At 45.6% G+C, this 24,168-nt stretch carries 20 protein-coding genes; 14 read left to right on the forward strand and 6 right to left on the reverse strand.

Translation table 11 applies throughout. The annotated features are described in order from the left end of the window. Positions 1 to 490: 490 nt before the first annotated feature. The 3 genes from rodA to QUA57_RS24900 all read right to left on the reverse strand — a co-directional run bounded on the left by rodA (position 491) and on the right by QUA57_RS24900 (position 4,887). A complete protein-coding gene (rodA, locus tag QUA57_RS24890; protein WP_333064304.1) occupies positions 491 to 1,750 on the reverse strand; it encodes a rod shape-determining protein RodA in 1,260 nt (419 codons plus the stop codon). A gap of 316 nt (positions 1,751 to 2,066) precedes the next feature. Continuing rightward, positions 2,067 to 2,414, reverse strand: coding sequence for a VOC family protein (locus QUA57_RS24895; protein ID WP_333064302.1), 348 nt, complete (start codon positions 2,412 to 2,414; stop codon positions 2,067 to 2,069). Positions 2,415 to 2,475: 61 nt separating this feature from the next. Next, on the reverse strand, positions 2,476 to 4,887 hold the full coding sequence (locus tag QUA57_RS24900) for a tetratricopeptide repeat protein (RefSeq protein WP_333064301.1): 2,412 nt from the start codon (positions 4,885 to 4,887) through the stop codon (positions 2,476 to 2,478). A 214-nt stretch (positions 4,888 to 5,101) separates the two neighbouring features. On the opposite strand from QUA57_RS24900, the gene QUA57_RS24905 reads away from it, so the two are divergent. From QUA57_RS24905 to QUA57_RS24925, 5 genes are all read left to right on the forward strand, one after another. Beyond that, the gene (locus tag QUA57_RS24905) at positions 5,102 to 5,308 is read left to right on the forward strand and encodes an NfeD family protein (protein ID WP_333036967.1); all 207 of its coding nucleotides are present in this window, start codon (positions 5,102 to 5,104) and stop codon (positions 5,306 to 5,308) included. 29 nt (positions 5,309 to 5,337) lie between these two features. Further along, on the forward strand, positions 5,338 to 5,526 hold the full coding sequence (locus QUA57_RS24910) for an NfeD family protein (RefSeq protein WP_333064300.1): 189 nt from the start codon (positions 5,338 to 5,340) through the stop codon (positions 5,524 to 5,526). A gap of 79 nt (positions 5,527 to 5,605) precedes the next feature. Beyond that, a complete protein-coding gene (locus tag QUA57_RS24915; protein WP_333036965.1) occupies positions 5,606 to 5,788 on the forward strand; it encodes an NfeD family protein in 183 nt (60 codons plus the stop codon). Beyond that, a complete protein-coding gene (locus QUA57_RS24920) occupies positions 5,789 to 5,977 on the forward strand; it encodes a hypothetical protein (RefSeq protein WP_333064299.1) in 189 nt (62 codons plus the stop codon). A gap of 204 nt (positions 5,978 to 6,181) precedes the next feature. Next, on the forward strand, positions 6,182 to 7,438 hold the full coding sequence (locus tag QUA57_RS24925) for a response regulator (RefSeq protein WP_333064297.1): 1,257 nt from the start codon (positions 6,182 to 6,184) through the stop codon (positions 7,436 to 7,438). A gap of 123 nt (positions 7,439 to 7,561) precedes the next feature. Here QUA57_RS24925 and QUA57_RS24930 read toward each other — a convergent pair whose 3' ends face one another. After that, positions 7,562 to 7,897 carry a hypothetical protein gene (locus QUA57_RS24930; protein ID WP_333064295.1) on the reverse strand — a complete coding sequence of 112 codons (336 nt, stop codon included), beginning with the start codon at positions 7,895 to 7,897 and terminating at the stop codon, positions 7,562 to 7,564. Further along, positions 7,863 to 8,513 carry a protein kinase domain-containing protein gene (locus tag QUA57_RS24935; RefSeq protein ID WP_333064294.1) on the reverse strand — a complete coding sequence of 217 codons (651 nt, stop codon included), beginning with the start codon at positions 8,511 to 8,513 and terminating at the stop codon, positions 7,863 to 7,865. Before QUA57_RS24935 ends, QUA57_RS24930 begins: the two co-directional genes overlap by 35 nt. A 360-nt stretch (positions 8,514 to 8,873) precedes the next feature. Here QUA57_RS24935 and QUA57_RS24940 point away from each other — a divergent pair, with 360 nt between their 5' ends. Continuing rightward, on the forward strand, positions 8,874 to 9,116 hold the full coding sequence (locus QUA57_RS24940; RefSeq protein WP_333064292.1) for a polysaccharide deacetylase family protein: 243 nt from the start codon (positions 8,874 to 8,876) through the stop codon (positions 9,114 to 9,116). 213 nt (positions 9,117 to 9,329) lie between these two features. Here the strand turns inward: QUA57_RS24940 and QUA57_RS24945 are convergent, their stop codons facing one another. Then, positions 9,330 to 9,905, reverse strand: coding sequence for a hypothetical protein (locus tag QUA57_RS24945; RefSeq protein ID WP_333064290.1), 576 nt, complete (start codon positions 9,903 to 9,905; stop codon positions 9,330 to 9,332). Between the two features lie 122 nt (positions 9,906 to 10,027). On the opposite strand from QUA57_RS24945, the gene QUA57_RS24950 reads away from it, so the two are divergent. From QUA57_RS24950 to QUA57_RS24985, 8 genes are all read left to right on the forward strand, one after another. Next, positions 10,028 to 11,191 (forward strand): GuaB3 family IMP dehydrogenase-related protein, encoded by a 1,164-nt coding sequence (locus QUA57_RS24950; RefSeq protein WP_333036959.1) that lies wholly within the window; start codon positions 10,028 to 10,030, stop codon positions 11,189 to 11,191. A gap of 507 nt (positions 11,192 to 11,698) precedes the next feature. Beyond that, entirely contained in the window at positions 11,699 to 12,022 is a 324-nt protein-coding gene (gene trxA, locus QUA57_RS24955) for a thioredoxin (protein ID WP_006631199.1), read from the forward strand. A gap of 189 nt (positions 12,023 to 12,211) precedes the next feature. Further along, positions 12,212 to 13,279: an LOG family protein gene (locus QUA57_RS24960; protein ID WP_333064289.1), complete on the forward strand. Its 1,068-nt coding sequence runs from the start codon at positions 12,212 to 12,214 to the stop codon at positions 13,277 to 13,279. Between the two features lie 195 nt (positions 13,280 to 13,474). Further along, positions 13,475 to 14,680 carry an urease accessory protein UreH domain-containing protein gene (locus QUA57_RS24965; protein ID WP_333064287.1) on the forward strand — a complete coding sequence of 402 codons (1,206 nt, stop codon included), beginning with the start codon at positions 13,475 to 13,477 and terminating at the stop codon, positions 14,678 to 14,680. Beyond that, entirely contained in the window at positions 14,655 to 15,128 is a 474-nt protein-coding gene (locus QUA57_RS24970; protein ID WP_333064286.1) for a hypothetical protein, read from the forward strand. The genes QUA57_RS24965 and QUA57_RS24970 overlap by 26 nt, the downstream gene beginning before the upstream one ends. A 382-nt stretch (positions 15,129 to 15,510) precedes the next feature. Continuing rightward, positions 15,511 to 16,953 (forward strand): cytochrome ubiquinol oxidase subunit I, encoded by a 1,443-nt coding sequence (locus QUA57_RS24975; protein WP_333064284.1) that lies wholly within the window; start codon positions 15,511 to 15,513, stop codon positions 16,951 to 16,953. Positions 16,954 to 16,961: 8 nt separating this feature from the next. After that, complete coding sequence (gene cydB / locus QUA57_RS24980; protein WP_333064282.1) at positions 16,962 to 17,975, forward strand: cytochrome d ubiquinol oxidase subunit II; 1,014 nt, start codon at positions 16,962 to 16,964, stop codon at positions 17,973 to 17,975. A gap of 476 nt (positions 17,976 to 18,451) precedes the next feature. Then, a complete protein-coding gene (locus QUA57_RS24985; protein ID WP_333064306.1) occupies positions 18,452 to 23,830 on the forward strand; it encodes an AAA family ATPase in 5,379 nt (1,792 codons plus the stop codon). The last annotated feature ends 338 nt before the right edge of the window (positions 23,831 to 24,168 follow it).

Raw genomic sequence — 24,168 nt, forward strand, 5'->3', positions numbered from 1 at the left:
TTTTCTAATTAACTATTTTTATCGATTTTATCATGATCTTACCTCTGTCTCACATTTATTTGAAATGACTATAACGGATGTAACGGATGTAACGGATGGAAGAAGAAGGAAGCAGGAGGAAGGAAGAAGGAAGAAGAAAAAAAGATGTAATAATAGCAATGGTTTCAGGCATTAAAAACGTCATTCGTAGGGCGTCAACTGCACAATGAGTGGCTTACCCATAGCGCATAAAGTTATTTATTGTTTGCCTCAAGAGTGGTTTAATTAAGTTGATATACTTAAGCTGTTGGGTCTCTAAATTTTATTTTTGGGCGGGTTTTCGCGCGCAGCCCACAAGAATTTTATCAAACTTGACAGTCATCAAGGCTCGGGTCAGGAAGCGTAAAATTTAGATGCGCCTAAGCCGATGCAAAAAAAATGCGATCGCCCGCAGAATCTCTCGAAAGAAATCAAAAGCGCGATCGCATTCCCAAAACTCATTACCAATGACCTAATTCCAACGCTTCTTGCGCTGTCGCTGGCTTGCCACCGCCTCCACCAGTCCCAGGCCGAGAAAATTACTCAGCAGCGACGCATTCCCGTAACTTAGGAAAGGCAGAGGAATGCCCGTAACTGGAGCCAAGCCAATGTTCATCCCAATATTTACGAACACCTGAAAAATCAACATTGACAGTACGCCGATCGCCAGCAAAGAACCAAAATTATCGTTAGCAGTTTGAGCGATCGTCACCAACCGGAAACAAATTATCCAGAACACCAACAACACGCCAATACAGCCAATAAAACCCAATTCTTCGCCAATAGCTGAAAAGATAAAGTCCGTATGCTGTTCGGGAATAAAGTTAAGCTGAGTTTGCGTTCCCTGAAACAAACCCCGGCCCTTCAGTTCCCCTGCGCCAATAGCAATCCGAGATTGAATCAAGTGATATCCGCTACCTAAAGGGTCTTTCTCGGGGTTTAAAAACCCTGTCAGACGCATTTTTTGATAATCCTTGAGCACATTCCAAAAAATATGTCCCAGGTGTCCAGAAACAACGTTCACCAACACAGCACCGAAAGTCCCCAACCAGGGCCAAGGCAGGGTTCGCCAAGCGATAATACCCGCAACAACTACCCAGGCTATCCAAATCGGTGTAGACAGGTTATTGAAGAGAACTGAGATTAGAGGAGAGAATAGCAATATTAGCCAGCCGGGATTGACATTACCCCAGTAAAACATCCCCATTGTGATCGCGCCGAAGACTAAGGAAGTACCTAAATTTGGTTCGGCAAAGATCAATCCCCAGGGTACAGCCATAATCGCCAGCATCCTCAACATATTACCCACCGTGGGAACAGTCTTGTCGTGCAGGAGAGCTGCTAAAGTGACAATCATGCCTACTTTGGCAAATTCTGACGGTTGCAGGTAGAAGCCGCCGATGTTGATCCACCGCTGGGCACCGAGCCCTGTAGTACCGATAAAGCGCACTGCGATCAGGGACAAATTGATTAATATGTAAATCGGCCATTTCCACTCAAGCAGTGTTTGGTAACGGCAGCGGGAAATGATGATGGCGAGGAACAAACCGACTGCCCCAGTTACCCAGTGCCGCCACCAGTCGATCAGCCCCTGGTTGATTTCGACGCTGCGGATCATGATGCCCCCGAAGATGGTGAGGCCGATGCAAGCGGCAAACAGCCAAGGGTCTGCTTCTTCCCAGGGTTTGAAGATGAATTTCCAGCGGTTTCTGACTTGTATTCTCTGCAACATGAGGATTTTAGATTTTAGATTTTAGATTTTAGATTATCGAGCTGATTTTCGGAACTTGTGGATATATTTCGGATTCACAGCCTGCACCTTACTGTAGAAGCGTCGGTGTGAGTACCTCACATTATTCGGGGAGTTGCAGCGAGGTTCCGGGCCGTCAGCAACGGGCTAGGGGTTCCGTGCCCAAAAATCTCCATGTAGGGTGCGCCGATGGGTACCTTACCAGGATGTGGAACGACAAATCAAGGTTTGAGGTGACAGGGGGCGGTTCCCGATCGCACCATAGCCTGATCGTCGCGATCCGCAAGTCCGAAAATAGTCAGGCCGGTTCGTAAAGGTACTCGAAGCCGTTCCCATCTGGATCTCTGCCGTAGAAGGATGCTGTACCGTCGCGGTGTTCGTGAATGTGGGTGACGGAAACACCATCGGCTTTGAGTTGTTGGTAGGCGGATTCCATTTCGGTACGATCGTCAAATACAAACCCAAAATGCGGCCCTGCTTGGTCGTAACTCGGACTCAACAGCGCCAATCCGTCCTCTCCTGCTTTCAAATAAGCCCAGTCTGCATCTTTCCAGACTAACTCCATACCCAAGTTGCGGTAGAATTCAGCAGACTTCTCTATGTCTTGCACGCAGACGGCTACGTGTCCCAATCGTTTTAGTTTCATATCTACAAAGTTTACGGTTGTTCTTTCATTTATTGTATCTATTTTCGGATTTTTTGCTCGATTAATTAGGTATTTTTTCTGTTTTTTTTGTTGCGGCTAACTGTACTTTTTCTACTTGTTTGCTAGCGTCCATTTCGCTGAACAGTTGAATGGCGCGCTCAAAATTTTCTTGGGTTTTCTCGGTGTTACCAAGTTTTTGTTCTGTCAGTGCTAGTTGATAGCAAGCTTCGGCTCGGTCTAATTTAGCGCTAGCTCGATCGAGTATTTCTATTGCTTCTGCATGGTGCTGCAGGGCTTGGTCAAATTCTCCCCCTTCTCGGTACAGCGCTGCTATAGCGCTGAGAGCTTTGGCTTTGATGGTGCTGTACTGGTTTTGGTCGGCTTGGGCGATCGCTTGGCGGTACAAACTCAAAGCTTTCTCTGTCTCTCCCAGGTTTTGATAGGTGGCGGCGAGAAAAACTAACTTGTATCCCGTACCCACCAACTGACTGTTTTCCCGATCGGCATAAAGTTTTTCGGCGAGCTCTTCCGCCTCTTTTTTTGCTCCGACACAGGAGTTGAGGAAAGCTAACCCGACATCGATCGAATAGCTGTTAATCCCGATTTCGTCCCGCGAATTTTTCAGCTTGACAAATATCTCCCTAGCTGATTCTAATTCGCCCATTTCTATTTGACAAAAACCTATATTAATTGCAGCGTTAACTTTCCAGAATTCCAGATTAGCTTGTTTGCCGTTTTCCGGTTCGCCGCTTTTCGCTAGAATTTGCAAAGATTTAGTGGCTTTTATTTCTGATATTTGATGGCATTCTATCGCTTCATTTATTTCACCTAATATCCGGTGACAAATACCTAAAATACTGTATAACCCGCTCAAATAATAATCAGAAGTCACATTGTTGACGATGCGAGTAGTTGCTGAAATTATTGGCTGCAAGAAACCTAATTTGTAGAGCGCTCTACCGAGCTTGTAATCTTTGGCAAACTGGATATTGATTTTTTTGAGGATAACGCTCGCGGCCTGCTCGAAACAGCTAATTGCCACATAATGATAGTAAGCTTCAAAAGCTTTCAGCGCATCTTCTACAGTCTCAATATTTTCAACACTCTCGCTCCAGAACTCGGCGGCTTTGCGGTTGGCAGTTTCCCAGTCTCCGGGCGAGAGCCGATCAACCGCTTCTTCCCGAATTGCTGGATGCAGCCAGTATTCGCCCTTCTGAGACTCGACTAGCGATCGGTGCAACAGCGATTTAATGATTTGTCGGCGCCCGGCTTCCGGCACGTCCCACAGCAAACACAAAAGTCCGTCAGTAGGGACTGTCGGCACGTCTTGATAGCGGTAACAGCCCAAGCGACAGAGGAGTTGATAGGCTTCCGAATCGAGTTCGAGGAGGCGGTTGAATTGACTGGTAACTAAATTTTTTAAGTCTGTTTCAACGAGCGGATGGTCGCTGTTTTCCAGCCAGTAAGCCGCCATATCTCCGTCAAAATCTTCTCGGATCGTGCCGCAAATAATGCCCATTGCTTTGGCATTGCCGCCGTAAACTTTGTGCATTTCCTTGAGGGCGACATCATCTATATTGATGTTGCGGCAGCTAAAAAACTGCCGCCAAACTTCCACCTCTAATCCCGGAAGCAAGTAGTGTTCGACGGTGACATCTGAATCGCAAAGTCGATCGCGACTGGTAATCAGCGTTACCGACTGCACCGCTGCGTCAGCCAAAACTCGCAACAGTTCCACGTAAAGCCGGTGCGGTTCAATAAACTTACCTTGTCCGTCGAGTGCGGCTTCCAAATTGTCAATTAATACGCCGACTTTGTGAGTCTGAAGCTGCCGCTTCAGCCGCCCCAGGGTGACGCCAAAGTCTGGCCCTGGTTCTTCCTGAAAGTCTTGCTTGAGCCATTCTTCGATCGCGCTTTCCAAGGCCGTGATGTTCTCTGTCTCTTTTGCCATCAACAGTTCAATTACCCGATCGAACCCTTGAGATTTGAGATACTGTCTGGCCAAAGTTGTTTTGCCGATACCGCCGGCACTTTGGATGACAATCACTTTTGCACCTTGGGCCACAAGAGTATTGAGATCTTCGATCGCCCCGACTCTGCCCAAAAAATTCGGGTTTTCGATTTCCAAATCCGCATCAAGTCCAGGAGATACTTGGGCCGGAACAGTTTGTCCCGACTGCGGTTCTAGTTTCGAGTAGCTGCGCCAATACCTCTCTACAACCGCTTGAAGGTTGTCTCTTTTAACTTTTTCGCCTTCTCCAAACAGCGCTGAAAGTCGCTTCCACAAATTAGAGGCAGCGTCCTTAACAGTCCCTACTCCATACCCTTCACTATCTGCAACCTGTTGGTACGTCCTGCCTTGCACGCCTTGCCAAGCTTCGCGAAAGATCGCGCTGTCAAGGTTGTCGAGAGTTTTCAGGTTTCGAGCCACAAGTAACGAGTTGGTAAAATCCAGTGCACGATCGGCTTCCATTTAGTCACCAGGTTTAGCGTTACCTATCTGACACAACTTTAACAGACTTTTTCCGACTCGCTTACACGCTCAAACAGTGGACTTGTATAGACTTTTCCCGACTGACACGGCCGAGGTTGGTGGGGGATACTGTTGAGTGTCGAGGGGAAGTTGACAAACAAGCTTCTAACTTACACGCCGATCAAGTCGAGTTTATATTCAGGAGAAAGCAGCTATGTCTATTAACGATGTTGAAACAGCGATCGTAGATGAACAAATTCGCCCTCAAGAATGCGGCCGCGTTCGTTTCCAAAATAGTTGGTGGCCGGCGAAGTGCGATCGAGACATGACTTTTGAACCCGGTGAGGTGGTTCGCGTCGTGGGAATTGAAAATATTACTTTAATCGTTGCAGCGTCGTTTGCGATCAATTCTGAAAGTTAAGGCAAATCTACAATCGGGAGTAAGCAATCATGAATTTTGACAATTCCGAAAAAGCGATCGTGGATGAAGAAATTCGACCTAATGAGTCCGGTCGCGTTCGTTTCCAAAACAGTTGGTGGCCGGCGAAGTGCGATCGAGAGCTGACTTTTGAACCTGGTGAGGTGGTTCGCGTAGTCGGAATTGACAATATTACTTTGATAGTTGAAGCGTCGTTATAAATCAATGGCTTAGGGAGTCGAGCTATAGGTTTATAGCCTCCCAACGTTCAGGCCAACCTAGAAGCAGGAGAAAGTAATCATGACTGTCAGCCATTTGGAAAGAGCGATCGTTGAAGAAGAAATTAAACCAAATCAGTCCGGCAGTGTGCGATTTCAAAGCAGTTGGTGGCCTGCCAAGTGCGTTCGAGAAATAACTTTGCAACCCGGTGAAGTTGTTCGCGTCGTGAGCCTTGACAACATTACTCTGATAGTTGAAGCGTAGTTGGAAAGCAATCTGGAGGTGGGGAGTTATCGGAGGGTAGAACAAATAAATTTGCGATCGCGTTTCTATCTCGATACATTTCTCTTCAAGCGCGCGATCGTACTTCTCGCCTCTGTTAATTTCCAGATTCTAGAGTTTGACCTCAACCACAACTTACCGCTGACAGTTTTGTCGGCGGTTTTTTTGTAGGCGTTCAGGGGGTGACACGCAACTTAAAAGCCTTGTGCTGAAAAGGGTTTAAGGCGATCGCCCTCAAAAAGAATTAGGCTGCCGCGAGCTTCTTTTGCATATCTCGACAAGGTGGAATCTGGAGCGGGGGCGATCGCCCCGGAGCGTAATTGTCAATAAGTCTGTCATAATAGCTATTAGAAATTTCTCCACCGAGTTAGTACGGTGCATAACTCAAAATTAGGGTGTAAAACTGGAAAAACCTTACCCGATGAGATGGATTTGTACATGACTTTTCAAGAAGCCCTAGAATTTATCGAATCAGCCTTAGAGTCCAAGACCAGTAAAACGTTAAGTTTGCTTGAAAAAGAAATCTTAAAAGCTGCTTGGGAAAACGCAACTTATAGTGTACTTGCTGACAGCTTGTACCTGAGCATAGGACATATCAAAGATTTAGCTGCCATCCTGTGGCAGCGGCTTTCAGACGTAATGGGAGAAAAAGTTACTAAAAATAACTTCCGCTCTCTGCTAGAGAAGCAAAACACCACAAGTGCGATCGTCGATGCCAAAGTCCAAGGCGAACCTATGACGATGGCTTCGGTAGGAGAAAGTGACATCAATGAATTAGAAACCTACAAAGGCAAGATTTTAATTGTTGATGACATCCAAGAGAATCTGCATTTTCTAACAAGAATTCTCACTAACGAGGGGTACAAAGTTCGCGGCGTCACCAAGGGTGCGATGGCCTTGAGGACGGTTCGTCATTATCCCCCCGATGCTATATTGCTGGATATTAAAATGCCAGACATGGACGGCTATCAAGTCTGCGAAGCCCTAAAATCGGATGAAAACACCTCAGAAATTCCGATTATTTTCTTAAGCGCGCTCGATCAAATTCTGGATAAAGTCAAAGCTTTTAAGGTAGGGGGAGCTGACTACATCTCTAAACCTTTTCAGTTGGAAGAAGTGCTAGTTCGCCTCGAAACTCAGGTCACTATCCAGCACCAAAAACGCCAGCTTAAAGAAGCAATCGAGCGACACCAGCAAACCGCAGAAATTGCCTACCAATCTCGCACCCTGTTGGCAAACTTGCTAAACTCATCTCTGGATGGAATAGCTGCAGTGGAGGCGATGAGGGGGGATATCGCTGGAGAAATTGAAGATTTTCGCTGCTTGATAGTTAACCCTGTCTTTGCCAGACTCTTAGGAAAAAAACGAACCGAACTCGCGGGCGAACCCGTTCTGAAAAAACTGCTTAATCAATTGAGTCCAGGATTGTTTGATTTGTTAGTAGAAGTTGTTGAGACTGGAGAATCGCTTGAAGGAGAGGTTCATCTAGAAACTAATTACGGCAAATGCTATTATTTCACTGCTGTGAGATTGGGAGACGGTTGCTCAATTACCATCCGTGATCTTACGGACTTAAAACAGTCGGCATTAAAGTCAATGATCGAACAGAACAAACGGCGTGTTATCAAATAGGATAAACGGCGCTTACGCAATCTGACCCAGAAACCGGGTTTTTTAGCGAATCTACGGGCTGTAACCAAGTATTATCCTAAAAAAAGCCGGTTTCTGACTACCGCTGTGTAATTCCTAAAAATATCAATATTCACCAACCAAGGGTTCAGTTAAATCGAGAATCTTCTCAAACTGAAACTTCATCACCCAATTTCTGAGAGTTTGAAGCTCGAAAGCGTGAGATTCAGGAATCTCCTCTAGGAGTTGCAAAACTAATTCCCAATCAGCGTCAATAGCTGCTTCATATAATTTTACTATCCATTTTTTTGACATCGCTGCTAATAAACGAGTGAAATTTAACAGTTCTCCAGTCACATTAGAAGGGGGAGAGGGTAGCTCTTGATCCTGATAAATATAAAGGATTCCCCAATGTTTAGCCATGATGTCAAAGATGGCTTCTGTGTGGAACGGTTTTTGCACAAAAGTCTAGTGAGCGATTCATCCTGCCTGTTTGTTCTGGAGACATATAAGCCAATGTCCCTTCTAGAATATTAGGACTTTTGAGGCTGGGATTCTCTTGGGATAGGATGGTAGATAAGCCAAAGTCAATAATTTTTAATTGTCCGGTTTGAGGATTCAAGACAATTTTAGATGGATTGATATCTTTGTGAATGACCTTTTTTTGATGAACTTTGCCTAACGCATCTGTGATTTGGATGGCTAGACGGAGAAACTCTGGTAAAGCAAAGGGACGGCTATCCAGCAGGATTTTTAAGGACTCTCCTCCAAAATCCTCCAACAACATGACTTGTGTGTTCTCGTATTTTCGCAGTTCGTAGGCTTTAATCGTTTCCTCTAGGTTGAGACGGCGAGTGATTTCGTATTCCTGCTGATAGCGGTATAGTTCGGCTGGTTTAGGTAATCCTCTTTGAGGAGTTTCAAAATCAAAGGTTGCTGATTTGATTTGAGGATGCCTCGGTATACGGGGGAATTCGCACTTTCGTAGATTGGGTTGACTATTGTGATATCTGGCAGTGAAATCATGTGGGGAATTATTGCTGCCTAAAAAACTTAAGTATATAAATAAATATAACATGGGCAGGAGCGGGTGAGAGCAGCAGTAAACTCGCTCCGAATATAAATCCTTGCCTTACCCCCCCTAGAAGTCCCGATGTTTTATTATTGCTTTTTTGCTCTGGCCTTACTTACGCTATATGTAGCGTACAAGTGTACAGGCACTTGAAGCGTCTAGCTACTGTGCGATCGCCAAAACTGAAAAATTTCGGAACGGACAATAATTAATGATAAAATAGCTTAAGGATTCAGCTCCCCAATTGTGGTAATCTGGAAACACTCCACTTTCATTCTCGCACGAGTGCGTGCAGCTATGCGACTCGGTAAAAATTTACCAAAGTTTTGGCTTTTCACAATAGCGTTATTTTTCGCAGTATCGCTGTTGATTAAAGTTACTATAATCCACAATAATTTCGGCATCAACCGCGCCGATACTGAAGTGAAAGTTGTTGCCCTCACCTACGACCACGGGCCCTATCCTCCCTATACAAATCAGCTTTTAGATATCTTAGACCGCTATCAAGTTAAAGCAACTCTTTTTGAAATCGGTCGCAATATTGAGAAACATCCAGACATCGTGAAAATGATTGTCGCGAGGGGAGAGGAGTTGGCAAACCATTCCTAATCTCACAAATCGCATTTGCCATGCTGCTCTGGCTGCAAGAAAATCTAATTCAGGCATCAAAGTCGGAACTAAAGCTGCCCAAAACTGCACCTGTAAAGCAGAGTTAGTAGCAATTTTTTTAACCAGTTCCAGGAGCAAAACGAGGTTCTAGGTGGTTTCCGGGAGGCGAGAACCGGGGAGAAGGGCGATCGTCCGAACTCCGGATATTAATTCCTAATCTTTGCCCGTAGAATTGAGGTTGTCCATGACAGGATTGCCGACAAACTGAGCTTTCTTTAAACCCTGTCGGTTTAAGTCAGTAGCAGCCAAAGCATCTCTAGTAAAAACCGCCAGACATTTGTCTGAGCAAAGCAACTGCCACAAGATTAAACCCAAATCGACTCGCCCCTCGTAATAACTAGAATGAGCCGATAGAAAAATTATATAGGGGCGGTTGCTGGCATGGGCGATCGCCACAGCGACAATATCCCCAGTTGCCACCACCAAATCGCAGTGGCGCGAATGCGTCCAAACAGCCTGCAATTGCTGCCAAGTCAAAGCAATTAGGCGCGCCCCAACATCTTTGAGGAAAAACAGGGGATTCCTGTAAAAAACTCCCCCAGACGGCATTTGACTGGTGGGCCCAATAATTGGCACGGTCGATCGGCGGTAAGCAGCCCCGTCACCTACAATCGGGATTGCCGAAACATCAACATCCGCGCCAGATACTCTTAAAGCTTTGAGAATTTGACAGTTAATCGAGTCTTCCCCGTGACTGTTGCTGAGGAAAAGTATCCTCTTCGATTTCATATAATCGGAATACAATCAGAATCAGTGCCGAGCTTTTTTTAAAGACAGCGGTGCGATAGCTAAACTCGGGCGGGCTAACTTTTTGTTAGTCTAATTTAAATACATTGTGGAAGTGAAACAGCGTGAATATTGAAATTGGGCGGGGCAAAAGCGCTCGCAGAGCTTACGGCATAGATGAAATTGCGCTCGTACCCGGACAGCGCACCCTCGATCCGAGTTTGGCAGATACCAAGTGGCAGATTGGCGGGATCGATCGAGAAATCCCGATCATCGCCAGCGCCATGGATGGAGTAGTCGATGTCCGCATGGCCATTTTGCTGTCGGAATTGGGAGCAATGGGCGTGCTCAACCTAGAAGGAATTCAAACCCGCTATGCCGACCCCCAGCCAATATTAGAGCGCATCGCCAGTGTCGGGAACCACGAATTTGTTTCCCTGATGCAGCAACTCTATGCCGAACCCATCAAGCCAGAATTAATCGACCTGAGAATTAAAGAAATTAAAGCAGGAGGAGGGATTGCCGCCGTCAGCGGTACACCGGCCGGCGCGAGCAAATACGGCCGGGCGGTTGCTGAATCGGGAGCCGATATATTTTTTGTGCAAGCAACAGTAGTCTCGACTGCTTTCCTTTCCCCTGAATCAATCTCATCTTTAGATTTGACACAATTCTGTCAAGAGATGCCGATACCAGTAATTTTGGGTAACTGCGTCACCTACGAAGTCGCTCTGAATTTAATGAAAACTGGCGCTGCGGGCATTCTCGTGGGCATTGGGCCGGGGGCTGCTTGCACGTCTAGAGGCGTATTGGGTGTCGGCGTTCCTCAAGCCACAGCGGTAGCAGACTGCGCCGCTGCGCGGGACGACTACTATCGCGAAACTGGCAAATACGTGTCGGTGATTGCTGACGGCGGTTTAATTACTGGCGGCGATATCTGCAAGTGCATTGCCTGTGGTGCCGATGCAGTGATGATTGGTTCGCCCTTTGCCAGGGCCGCCGAAGCTCCTGGCCGCGGCTTTCACTGGGGGATGGCGACTCCCAGCCCGGTTTTGCCTCGCGGCACTCGCATTCGCGTGGGGACTACGGGTACTGTGGAGCAAATTTTGCGGGGGCCTGCGGTGCTCGATGACGGTACGCACAACTTGCTCGGAGCTCTGAAAACTAGCATGGGTACCTTGGGCGCTAAGGACATTAAGGAGATGCAGCAAGTGGAAGTGGTAATTGCTCCTTCTCTGCTGACGGAGGGTAAAGTCTATCAAAAAGCTCAACAGTTGGGCATGGGTAAGTAGATTTACCGATCAAATACCAGCATACCTTGACAAAATTTGTTCAAGAGTCTCGAAATTTACAGAATATTGTGGAATTATCGAGAAGGAGATGTCACAATAGAAGAAGCGGAGACGCATGTTTCCGTTCACTCCTCACACCACACTCCGCCCGGACTACTGTTCGGGCGGTTCCTTTTTTGTCGGACATCTTGGCTCTTGCTTACTAGATACAGAACTGAGGCTTGTAGCTCCGGAGAGGGGGAGAGTGGGAGAGGGGGAGAGTCTGGGAGTGGGAGACTTTTTCTTCTATATAAGTGCATTCTGCCTTCGGAAACATAAGTGCCTTCGGAAACATCAGTGCCTTGTTCCTTCAGAAACCTTGTGCCTTCTTCCTTCTACCGTCTTCCCTCTTCCCTCTTCCTTCTACGGTCTCCTTCAGAAGCCTTCTCTTAAAATGGTTGACGCAAGTGGTTACATTTTTTGCTAGACTTGTTATCCGAGAAATAGTATTTACAAGGATGGCTAGGGATGTCAGCAGCCGCGCAAGTAACCGACTCTACCTTTAAGCAGGAAGTGCTCGATAGCGAAGTTCCAGTTCTAGTGGATTTTTGGGCTCCCTGGTGCGGGCCCTGTCGGATGGTGGCGCCCGTCGTAGACGAAATTGCCCAGCAATATGAAGGGCAGGTCAAGGTAGTAAAAGTTAATACCGACGAGAATCCTAACGTGGCCAGCCAATACGGTATCCGCAGCATTCCGACGCTGATGATATTTAAGGGCGGTCAACGTGTGGATATGGTGGTTGGGGCAGTTCCGAAAACTACTCTGGCCAACACTCTGGAAAAGTACATTTAACCCAACTGCGAGCAGTTTCGCGCTGTTCTTTGTGGGCCGCGAAAGCTAACTCGCTTCAGAACCGGGGCAAAGCTACGGGAAAAGTTATTAGTCGCCAGCATGGCAATTTGCTGGTGGCTATTAGCTTATAACTTTGGCTTGCCCCTTAATTTTTATTAGCCACAAATTGTTACCGTTTCGGAAAAATTCATGATTCGTTCTGGGTCTGGTCAAGGTTTTGAGTCCCTCCAAGCTGAAGTGATGGATTTGCTCGATCGCTTGCCAATGTTGAAGCACTCTGAGTGGATCGAACGATCGCTCTCTACTATAGTGCAAATGGCCAGAGAGGATCTCGATCGCCTAGACTTGAAGATTATTGCGGCGTCGCTTCGAGATATGGAGAGCGCTTTTGAGATGTTTTATCCTTACCGCCACGTTCGCAAAATTGTGATTTTTGGTTCGGCGAGGGTGTCACCGCAATCTGTGGAATATTTGCTGGCCAGAGACTTTGCACGCGCGATCGCCCAGCAGGGGTTTATGGTGATTACTGGTGGCGGCGGGGGAATTATGCAGGCGGGGAACGAGGGGGCGACTGCTGAACGTTCTTTTGGGCTGAACATTCAGTTACCTTTCGAGCAGAGTTCTAATCCTTTCATTGCCGGCGATCCCAAACTGCTCAATTTTAAATATTTTTTCACTCGTAAGTTATTTTTTCTCCGGGAGAGCGATGCTTTAGCTCTGTTTCCGGGCGGTTTTGGCACTCTGGACGAGGCTTTTGAGTGTCTGACTTTGATTCAAACTGGCAAGTTCGGGCCGGCTCCTGTGGTATTGATCGATCGACCGGGAGGAGATTATTGGCACGATTGGAATTATTTTGTGCAAAAACAATTGCGGGGCCGGGGTTTGATTTCAGCCGACGATCGCAGCCTGTATACGATTACTGACGATGTAAATGTCGCTTGCGAGGCGATCGGTAGTTTTTATCTGGTTTATCATTCCTGCCGCTACGTGCGCGAAAAATTGGTAATTCGCTTAAAAACAGAGCTTTCTGAGGAGAATGTCGATCGGCTAAATACTGATTTTAGCGATATTGTTGTCACCGGAAAAATTGAAAAAAGTCAAGCTTTGGAACCGGAAATAGGAGATGCAACTTTCGATATGCCGCGCCTAGTTTTGCATTTTAACCAGCGGGATTTAGGGAGACTTTACCAGCTAATTGCTGCTATTAATCAAATGGGTGCAGCTTCGCCGGCGGCGGCGCATCCAGAACAAAAGTAGTTATTAGTTATCATAGTTATCAGTCATTAGTCATTTTAAATATGGGTGAGATGAGAGAGAAGTTGGACAACTTGTATTTTGACAAAAGCGCTCTGCTGAGATAAGTTTTTGCAAAAAGTAAAGAAAAAAGCGTCCAAGAGCCAAAGAAAATATTGTCAATACCTTGATGGCGTTGTTTGGGAAAAAAACAGCAAAATGCTAGACCTGCTGCTAATTGCAATTTTGGGATTTCTCGGCAGTTTCGGTCACTGCGCTGGGATGTGCGGCCCGCTGACAATGGCGTTTTCTCTTTCTAATTCCCGCAACGATAAATTAGCTGCTTTCCGCTTTCATTTGCTGCTAAATTTGGGGAGAATTACTGCTTACGCTTTGGTTGGTGCTGCAATTGGCGGACTGGGTTCGGTGTTAATTGCTGGCGGACTTTTGGCAGGTACGGGTAGCGAATTGCGGCGGGCGATCGCACTTCTAACGGGCACGATGCTGATTTGGTTCGGAGTAGTGCAAATTAAACCGAACTTGCTGCCGGGATTGCCCCTGCTGCACCCCATGTCACACGATCAAGTCGGACAAGCAATGAGCAAGCTTTCGGCACAAAAAAACTGGTGGATGCCGGTTGCTTTGGGTTTGCTTTGGGGTTTGATTCCCTGCGGCTTCCTCTACGCAGCCCAGATTAAGGCGGCGGAAACCGGAAACCCGGTTTTGGGTGCGGCGACGATGCTGGCTTTTGGACTCGGCACGCTGCCAACGATGCTGGGAGTGAGTTTTTTTGCTGGCAGATTGAGCGCCGACAAGCGCAGTCAACTGTTTCGTGCGGGTGGTTGGGTGACGGTGGCGATCGGAATTCTTACCTTGCTGCGAACCGATGAAATGGTCGATTTTACCGGCCACGCAGCGCTGCTGTGCTTGATGCTAGCACTGTTGGCGCGTCCGGTTAGCAAGTTTTTGCCGCAACTGTTGCGTTACCGCCGCGTCTTGGGTGTGGGCGCGTTTGTCCTAGCAGTCGCCCACACGTTTCATATGCTGGACCATACGCTGAAATGGAATTTTGACGCGCTATCTTTTATGTTGCCGCAGCATCAGTTGGGAATGGCGGCTGGGATGCTGTCGCTGCTGTTGATGTTGCCGGCGGCGGTTACAAGTTGCGATCGCATTCAAATTTATTTAGGCAAACTGTGGCGAATGCTTCACCTGTTAAGCGTTCCAGCTTTCTTGCTGTGCGCTGTACACGCGGCACTAATCGGTTCCCACTATCTCGGCGGTTTTGAATGGAAGTTGCACAATCAACTGCTGACAGCGGTGTTAGCGGTGGTTGTGGTGTTAGTTATGTTTGTGCGATCGCGCTTGTTTTGGTCAGTTTTATCACTAGAAAATTTCTATGTTTCGCCTGTCAAACAAAAGTAAAAGTTTAGGATTGTTAGTATTTTTGGGATTGCTAATTGAAGCAGCAATTCCCAGTGCGCCTCAGTTAAACTCTCTTTCAGTTTTAGCCCACGAAGTCGAAGTATCCGGAGATGTAGCAGCTACCTTTCACCTAGAACCAAACCACAACCCCCGCGCCGGACAGTCTGCGAGAGTGTGGTTTGCGCTGACTCGCAGGGGCGGCAAAATTATCCCCTTAGAGCAGTGCAATTGCAAATTAGCGGTTTATCCAAAAGAGCGCCCAGAAGGCGATAAGCCACTGATGCAGCCGCCTTTAAAAGCCATATCAGCCGAGAAATATCAAGGGATTCCCGGGGCTGATATCGTATTTCCCAAGGCTGGCATTTACCAGCTTAACTTGAGCGGAACAGCCAAAAACCCAGCTAATTTTAAACCGTTTAAACTGAGTTACACTGTCACTGTTAGGTAATACCATTTGAGATTTTAAAGACTAATTCGGTAGAGATTTTATGTAAATTAACCGCAGAGAGCGCCGAGAGCGCAGAGGGGAGAAAAGAAGAGGAAGATTGAGACCAAGTTTTCTATTTGAAGTTAAGGGGGACACGCGAACTATAATTTAGTTAAATTACTATTATAGCAAGTACCAAGAGGCTTAAGACGTGCTTAATTGCTGAAACCATTGATATTATTGCGCTTTGCTTCTTCATCCTTCCTTCAAACAGCAAATCTTAATTTTTAATAAAGATAAGTCGGTGCATTCTGCATTAAGTAAATTTCTGCGTTACCTTGTCAGTGTCCATTATGAAATTTGTGCAAGCTAACGTCTTTTGAACTGACCAAAGGATATAACGATGGATATCTTATCTAACACCGTGGCGCTATCGCGGATGCAATTTGCGCTAACCGCCATATTCCATATGCTGTGGCCAGTTCTGACAACTGGAATGGGGATTTATCTGGTAATTGTTGAAGGAATGTGGCTGAAAACTCGCAATCCCGACTACTACCATCACGCTCGTTTTTGGTCTAAACTCTACGTCCTTAACTTCGGTATTGGAGTAGCTTCAGGAATTCCCATGGAATTTCAGTTTGGCACAAACTGGGCACCATTTTCTGAAGCGGTTGGTGACTTTTTTGGCAGCATTTTGGGCTTTGAAGCTTCAATGGCATTTATGCTAGAAGCCGGCTTTTTAGGAATTATGCTGTTTGGTTGGGAGCGCGTTCACCCGATCGTCCATTATTTCGCTACAATCATGGTAGCCTTCGGCGCTAACCTATCCACAGTTTGGATTTTAGTTGCTAACTCTTGGCTGCAAACTCCTGCGGGCGGAGAAATGGTCAATGACAAGTTTATTGTCAGCGATTATTTTCAAGCAATTATGAACCCGTTCGCATTAAACAGCATTCTTCATATGTTTTTTGCGACGTTAGAAACTTCGCTGTTTGTCATTGGCGGAATTAGCGCTTGGTACATTCTCAATAAGCGCAACCAAGCGTTTTTTTCCAAGTCTTTAAAAATTGCCATAGCGACAGCAATCGCCGTTGCACCTTTGCAGATATACATCGGACATTTGAGCGCTGAACAAGTTTATCACTATCAACCGACTAAATTAGCAGCAATCGAAGCTAAGTGGGAAACTTCACCAGCGGGAGAGTCTGCAGATTGGACTTTGCTAGCTTTGCCTAATGAAAAAGCCCAAAAAAATGACTGGGAAATTAGCGTACCTAATGGCTTAGGATACATTCTAGAATTCAAACAAAAACTCTCCGAACCCGTACTCGGATTGAAGGAATGGAAGCCAGAAGATAGACCCCGGATGGTGGGTTTAATCTACTATTGTTTCCGCATCATGTCCGGGATTGGATTCTTCTTTTTAGGACTGATGCTGTTCAGTATAATTCAGTGGCTGCGAGGCAAACTTTCTGCTGAAAATATTAGCAGTCAAGCTTGGCTGATGCGCGCTTGGGTATTAGCTGCTCCTCTGGGGTATATTGCTGTAGAATCCGGTTGGATTGTCCGCTGTGTCGGCAGACAACCGTGGGCTTTATACGGGCAAATTCGCACTGCTGATGCGGTGTCAAACATCCCCGCCAGCAATGTTTTAACTTCTCTCAGTTTCTTTGCAGTTATTTACAGCTTTTTGTTTGTTTGTGCCTTGTTTTTTGGCAGCAGAATTATTCGCAAAGGCCCTAATTTAAGTCTGCCTGTGCCAGGTTTAGACAATGAACCTGCAATAGAAAGTGAACCCGGAGAACACATTCCCGATCAACGTCCCGTAGAAGCACAACAATAGGAGATTGTATGCAAGCTTTGGAGCATTTTCTCCCGCAAGTTTGGTTTGTAATTTTGGCTTTATTTCTATTGCTCTACGTCATGCTAGACGGTTTTGACTTAGGAGTAGGAATCCTGTCTCTGACTGCTGATGACGAGGAACGCAGGGGCATTTTAATGACGAGTTTGGGCAACGTTTGGGATGCTAACGAAACGTGGCTGGTTTTAATGGGAGGCGCTTTATTTGGGGCATTTCCCCTCGCTTACGGCACGATTTTGACAGCGCTGTACATACCGATTTGCATGATGCTTTTTGGTTTGATATTTCGGGCTGTAGCCTTTGAATTTCGCGAGCATTCTAATCGCAAATTACTCTGGAATTATGCCTTTGGTGCTGGCAGTTTTTTAGCAGCTTTAGCTCAAGGATTTGCCTTGGGTGCCGTACTCGAAGGCATTGCGGTTGATGAAGCCGGTCACTTTGTAGGTTCTACTTGGGATTGGCTGGATTGGCGATCGCTCTTGGTTGCTTTGACGCTGATTCAAGGCTATGTTTTGATCGGTTCAACCTATCTAATTATGAAAACGGAGGGCGAACTGCAAACAAATCACTATCGCACGGCTAAAATTGCGGCGGTGACAACTTTAATCGGAGCGATTTTAATTACGATCGCCACTCCGATTTTTTACGAAAGCGCTAGAGCCAGGTTGTTCGAGAAACCGCTAGTTTATGTCTTTGCCGCGATTCCTTTTCTGGGGGTGCTGTTGGTAGGACTGCTGCTGAAAAGTCTCGCAAGCAAAGAAGAACGAACGCCGTTTGTCTGGACGATTCTGATTTTTTTGCTTACTTTCATCGGCTTGGGATTGATTGTTTTTCCCTACATTATTCCCTCGCAAATCACGATTTACCAAGCCGCAGCTTCGCCCAGCGCCCTGGTATTTATGATTGTGTTTATGGGCATTCTGCTCCCGATTATGATTTTTTACAACATCTACAATTATGTTGTGTTTCGGGGTAAGGTTGTCGGTGGCCACTACGGGGAATAAAGCATAATACAACCGCAGATGCAGGCAAATATACGCAGATAGTATCAAGTTTATATACGGGTTTATCTGCGTATATTTGCGGTTAAAAATTACAAATTATTGTTTTCTGATACCATCACAACTTACGCAACCATACTATAAATACCATAGCGCAAATAGTGCGGAGTAGGCAAAGGAACTAATTTAGGATTAGCGATCGCACGTCATGCGATTTGAAATTTGAGATTTGATATTGCTCGCACGGATGAGTCCGGGACTTGCGATCGGGATGCGGAGCTTTTTTCAAAGGTACACAGATAAATCCGGTGGCTTGTGACCAAGTTGATTTAGGTCAAATAATAATTGATAAACATGGGGAAAAAATTACAGTTAATTCTTTCCCTACCGAGGGTGCAGAATTTGCGATCGCTATCTTTGTCACATAATAAAATACAATGGAATAGAAGGTTTTAATTTAACTGTTGTATAAACGAGTTATGGATGCGATCGCAAATTTCTCAGGTTATGAGATTACAGAGCAACTTTATGTAGGTACACGTACCCTAGTCTATCGAGGCATCCGTACCAGTGACCAATACCCAGTCGTCATCAAACTGCTGCGAAACGAATACCCCTCCTTCAACGAGCTCGTCCAGTTTCGCAACCAATATACCATTGCCAAAAATCTAGACTTCCCTCACATCGTCAAACCGCTGACGCTAGAAGTATATCACAATAGCTATGCCCTAGTAATGGAGGACTTTGGCGGAGTCTCCCTACCTACTTATCTCAAAACAGCAACAAATCAAACCCAATCATTTCTAGTTTTACCTTTAGCAGAATTTCTCCAAGTCGCCATACAACTAACCGATATTATTCACTACCTTTACCAAAACCGCGTCATTCATAAAGATATTAAACCCGCTAATATTCTCATTAATCCCGACACCCAACAAATTCAACTAATTGACTTTAGTATTGCATCCCTCTTACCACGAGAAACCCAAGAAATCCAGAATCCAAATATTTTAGAAGGAACATTAGCCTATCTCTCCCCCGAACAAACAGGACGGATGAATCGAGGCATTGACTATCGTAGTGACTTTTACTCCCTGGGTGTGACTTTTTATGAATTGTTGACAGGAAAGTTGCCATTTATTTCGGATGACCCGATGAAAGTGGTGCATTTTCATCTCGCCAAACAGTCGAAACCTAGCCATCACATTAATCCTGAAATCCCCCCGATCTTATCGAAAATTGTCAGTAAACTGATGGCGAAAAATGCCGAAAATCGCTATCAGAGTGCATTAGGACTCAAGCACGATTTAGAGATTTGTTTAGTTCAATTACAAAAAACCGCCCAGATAAAATCTTTTGAACTCGGAAAGCGAGATATTAGCGATCGCTTTACTATCCCCGAAAAGCTCTACGGTAGAGAAAAAGAAGTCGCTAAACTATTAGCTGCCTTTGAGCGAGTCAGCCTGGGAACAACAGAAATGATGCTAGTAGCAGGTTTTTCGGGAATTGGGAAAACCGCCGTTGTCAATGAAGTTCATAAACCCATTGTCCGTCAGCGCGGTTATTTTATCAAAGGCAAATACGATCAGTTTCAACGCAACAGTCCCTTCAGTGCCTTTGTGCAGGCCTTCCGCGACTTAATGGGTCAATTGCTATCTGAATCGGATACCCAACTGCAAACATGGAAAACCCAGATTTTAGCAGCCGTGGGAGACAACGGACAAGTCTTGATTGATGTGATTCCTGAGTTAGAAGGCATAATTGGCGCTCAACCTCCTGCAACAGAATTGTCAGGAAGTGCCGCCCAAAATCGCTTTAATCTGCTGATGCAGAAATTTGTGCAAGTTTTCACCAGCAAAGAACATCCTTTAGTGATGTTTTTGGATGACTTGCAATGGGCGGATTCAGCATCCCTGAATTTGCTACAATTATTGATGATCGATACAGGATATTTATTAGTATTGGGGGCCTATCGAGATAATGAAGTTTGGCCCGTGCATCCATTTATATTAAGAGTGAATGAGATAGTTAAAACGGGGGCAACAGTGAATACAATTACTTTGGAACCGTTAAGCGAACTAGATATGAATTTGTTGGTGGCGGATACGCTGAATTGCGAATCATCACTTGCCCAACCTTTGACAAAATTAGTCTCTCACAAAACTCAGGGTAATCCTTTCTTTGCAACTCAGTTTCTCAAGACATTACATGACGAGCAGCTAATTAGCTTTAACTGGGAGATTCGGCATTGGCAGTGTGATATTGCCCAAGTGAAAGCCTTAGCTATCACTGATGATGTCGTTGAATTCATGGCGTTGCAATTGCAGAAGCTGCCCAAAGGAACTCAGTATCTTCTCACCTTAGCTGCTTGTATAGGATCACAGTTTGATTTGAATACGTTAGTAATTGTCGGTGAGAAATCTGCTGGAATGACGGCTATGGCTTTATGGAAAGCATTACAGGAAGGTTTGGTGATTCCCACGACCAAAATCTATAAGTTCTTTACGGAATCGGATAGTGAGGAAGTTTTCAAGGCTTCAGCTAATCCAACTTATCGATTTTTACACGATCGCGTCCAGCAAGCCGCATATTCGCTAATTCCTGATTCGCAGAAAAAAGCAACTCATCTCAAAATTGGACAGTTACTCCAGCAAAATTGCGCCGAGATAGAGCAAGAGGAAAAACTGTTTGATATTGTCGGGCATTTGAATCGAGGAATTGAGCTAATCACGCAACCTAGCGAACGAGAAGCCTTAGCTAAACTAAACTTGGCAGCCGGTTGTAAAGCCAGAAATTCTACGGCCTACACCGCAGCCAGAGCTTATCTACAACTGGGGGTTGAGCTACTGAGGGCCAACTGCTGGGAAAGCCAGTATGAATTAACCCTGGACCTCTATGTTGCTGCTGCTGAAGCCGCCTATTTGAATGCTGACTTTGATGGCATGGAAGAGATGGCAGCACAGGTGTTACAGAATGCACAGACAATCTTAGACAAAATCAAAATTTACGAAATTCAAATCGTCGCACAGACAGCACAAAGCAAGACGTTAGAAGCGATTGCAGTAGCCAGAGATGCACTGTGGCAATTGGGGGTTGAACTCCCCAGTGCACCTGACGAAGCCTTGATTGGTAAAGCGCTACAGAGCCTTGCGGAGCAACTAAGCGGCAGAAAAATTGAGGAACTAATCGATCTGCCTGTGATGAGTGATCCTCAGACTCAGGCAGCTATGCCAATATTGGCCATGTTATTTGCACCCATTCTCCAGGGAATTCCAGGCTTAGTGCCCCTACTGAGCTCCACGATGGTAAGTTTATCACTCGAATTTGGGAATGCACCCGCATCGACGGTGGGCTATGCGATTCACGGGCTTGTATTAAGTGCCTTTTTGGGAGAGGCAAAAACGGGCTATAGCTTTGGTAAATTGGCACTCTCATTGCTCGATCGGGTCAATGCACGAGAATTTAAGTGCATTACTCATAATATGTTTGGGGCATTTATTCAGCATCATCAAAATGCTATGAGGGCAGGGCTACCAACGCTGAAAGACGGCTTTATGGCGGGCATGGAAAGTGGCGATTTTCTTAACGCTGGCTACAACATAGCTACTTACAGCTACATCAACTTTTACGGTGGGGTAGAACTGGATACTTGGGAACCGGAACTTGCAGTCTACAGTGCTACGTTGGCTCAGGTGAAGCAATATTCGGCTCGGACTTATTTGCATATGGAGCGGCAGATGTTGCAGAACTTGAGGGAAGTAGTGAATCAACCGGATTGCTTAATCGGCGAAGCCTATGATGAAACGGTGATGATTCCTAAGCACTATCAGGATCGTGAATTCAGTGCGATCGCCCTTGTCTACATTTACAAGCTGCTGCTTGCCTACGCATGGGGCAATTATCCGGCTGCCTTAAACCACATTGGTCAAGTCAAGCCGTATGTGATGGCATTATCGGGATTGGTTCATGTTCCCATTTTCCATTTCTATGCAGCCCTGACGCATCTGGCAGTGTTTCCTAAACAGCCCAAAACCGAGCAAGCTGAAATTCTCGCTCAGGTGGAAACCCATCAAACGACTCTGCACCAGTGGGCGCAAAATGCTCCCATGAATCATCTGCATAAATGGTATTTGGTAGAAGCAGAACGGCAGCGGGTTTTGGGCAATAAAGCAGATGCACTTGAAATGTACGATCGCGCCATCCACCTAGCTCAAGAAAATCAATTCATCAACGAAGAAGCCCTCGCCAACGAACTAGCAGCTAAATTCTACTTGGAATGGGGCAAAGAAAAAGTAGCTCAAGCCTACATGATTGAAGCGTATTATTGTTATGCCCGATGGGGAGCTAAAGCCAAAATAGACGATTTGGAAAAAAGTTATCCTCGCCTACTCGGTATTATCCTTCAGCAAGCTCAATCCTTTAGTTCCTTTAAGGAAACGATCGCCCGGGGAACGATTACTTATACCCACTCTTCTAGCAGCAACTCTGAATTTCTAGATTTGCCTACTCTGATCGACGCCTCTCAAGCCATTTCTGGGGAAATTGAACTAGATAAACTCCTGACTACTCTTTTAAAAATAGCGATCGCGAATGCTGGGGCAACTAAGTGTGTCTTATTGCTCAAACAAAAACAGTATTTACAGGTAGCGGCTCTTGTAGCAGAGGGACAGGAACCTCAGCTATTACCATCAATACCTCTAGAATCTAGTCAGGATGTAGCGATTAGTTTGGTTAACACTGTCAAGCGTAGTTTGAAACCTTTGGTAATAGTCGATGCTAGGGTAAGTTCCCAGGTTGCGGGCGATCGCTATATTGAAAAGCACCAGCCGATAAGTGTTCTGTGTATTCCAATTCTTAATCAAGGGCAGTTGATAGGAGTTTTCTACCTGGAAAATAACCTGACGGTTGGGGCATTTACGAGCGATCGCATTGAAGTGCTAAATTTGCTGGCTTCGCAAGCTGCTATTTCCTTAGAAAATGCCCGTTTGTATCAAGAATCTCAACAAGCATTTACCGATCTTAAACAGGCACAAATAAAAATAGTTCAAAGCGAAAAGATGTCCGCATTGGGAAACTTAGTGGCTGGGGTTGCTCACGAAATTAATAATCCAGTTGGTTTTCTGGTTGGTAATATTCAACCCGCGTTAGATCATATAAAAGATTTGTTTGGCTTGCTCGATTTGTATGAACAAAAATATTCGCAACTCGACCCAGAGATTCAAGAAGAAATCGAGAAGATCGATCTGGAATACATCCGGGAAGATTTACCGAAATTAGTAGGTTCGATGCGGGAAGGCGTGAAGCGGATTCGGGATATTAGTACCAGTCTACGAACCTTCTCCCGTGCTGATACTAACTATCCCGTAGCTGGCAATATCCACGATGGCATCGATAGCACCATTATGATCCTGAAACATCGGCTCAAGGCTAACGATACTCGTCCAGAAATCAAAGTGACTAGGGAATATGGGAATTTGCCACAAGTGGAGTGTTATGCCGGACAGTTGAATCAAGTATTTATGAATTTGTTAGCTAATGCGATCGATGCTTTGGATGAATCAAATCAAGGAAGGCATTATGCAGAAATTGTCAATGAGATTACCATTAAAACCGACCTTTCTCTGGACAAAAAACAAGCGATTATTTGCATTAAAGATAACGGTGTGGGCATGAGTGAAGCAGTGCAAGAGAAGATTTTTGATGAGTTATTTACTACCAAGGAAGTAGGGAAAGGGACGGGCTTGGGATTGGCGATCGCTCGTCAAATTGTGGTTGAGAAACATGGAGGGGCGATCGAGGTAAATTCTCTATTGGGAGAAGGGACGGAGTTTACAATTTTATTGCCGATGAAAGGATAAGACTATCTTGATAGCTCGCCATCTTTCTCTTCAAAAGTGAAAATAAATAAAAGCGGTAGAGTCTGTCGCCTGGGGATTTCGCAGCTCTATTTTCCTCAGACTCAACCAATAAAAGTGTATAATTAGTTACAATAGTCAATGTCTGAGATGGGGTAATCCAGATGAGTGCAGCAGTGGATTTGACGAAGCGAGTTTCAGGATACCATCTGGTTGAGCAATTATACTGTGGTTCCAAAACCCTAGTTTATCGAGCTATTCGAGAAACAGACCAGATTCCGGTTGTCATTAAACTATTAAATCGAGACTATCCCAGCTTCAGCGAACTGCTGCAATTCCGC

This window comes from Microcoleus sp. Pol7_B2, assembly GCF_036701035.1.
Classification (GTDB): domain Bacteria; phylum Cyanobacteriota; class Cyanobacteriia; order Cyanobacteriales; family Microcoleaceae; genus Microcoleus.

Excerpts from the sequence above, each read along its gene's own strand:
- rodA (WP_333064304.1), bottom strand. The coding sequence starts at position 1,750 with ATGTTGCAGAGAATACAAGTCAGAAACCGCTGGAAATTCATCTTCAAA.
- QUA57_RS24895 (WP_333064302.1), bottom strand. The coding sequence starts at position 2,414 with ATGAAACTAAAACGATTGGGACACGTAGCCGTCTGCGTGCAAGACATA.
- QUA57_RS24900 (WP_333064301.1), bottom strand. The coding sequence starts at position 4,887 with ATGGAAGCCGATCGTGCACTGGATTTTACCAACTCGTTACTTGTGGCT.
- QUA57_RS24905 (WP_333036967.1), top strand. The coding sequence starts at position 5,102 with ATGTCTATTAACGATGTTGAAACAGCGATCGTAGATGAACAAATTCGC.
- QUA57_RS24910 (WP_333064300.1), top strand. The coding sequence starts at position 5,338 with ATGAATTTTGACAATTCCGAAAAAGCGATCGTGGATGAAGAAATTCGA.
- QUA57_RS24915 (WP_333036965.1), top strand. The coding sequence starts at position 5,606 with ATGACTGTCAGCCATTTGGAAAGAGCGATCGTTGAAGAAGAAATTAAA.
- QUA57_RS24935 (WP_333064294.1), bottom strand. The coding sequence starts at position 8,513 with ATGTTATATTTATTTATATACTTAAGTTTTTTAGGCAGCAATAATTCC.
- QUA57_RS24945 (WP_333064290.1), bottom strand. The coding sequence starts at position 9,905 with ATGAAATCGAAGAGGATACTTTTCCTCAGCAACAGTCACGGGGAAGAC.
- trxA (WP_006631199.1), top strand. The coding sequence starts at position 11,699 with ATGTCAGCAGCCGCGCAAGTAACCGACTCTACCTTTAAGCAGGAAGTG.
- QUA57_RS24960 (WP_333064289.1), top strand. The coding sequence starts at position 12,212 with ATGATTCGTTCTGGGTCTGGTCAAGGTTTTGAGTCCCTCCAAGCTGAA.
- QUA57_RS24965 (WP_333064287.1), top strand. The coding sequence starts at position 13,475 with ATGCTAGACCTGCTGCTAATTGCAATTTTGGGATTTCTCGGCAGTTTC.
- QUA57_RS24970 (WP_333064286.1), top strand. The coding sequence starts at position 14,655 with ATGTTTCGCCTGTCAAACAAAAGTAAAAGTTTAGGATTGTTAGTATTT.
- QUA57_RS24975 (WP_333064284.1), top strand. The coding sequence starts at position 15,511 with ATGGATATCTTATCTAACACCGTGGCGCTATCGCGGATGCAATTTGCG.
- cydB (WP_333064282.1), top strand. The coding sequence starts at position 16,962 with ATGCAAGCTTTGGAGCATTTTCTCCCGCAAGTTTGGTTTGTAATTTTG.
- QUA57_RS24985 (WP_333064306.1), top strand. The coding sequence starts at position 18,452 with ATGGATGCGATCGCAAATTTCTCAGGTTATGAGATTACAGAGCAACTT.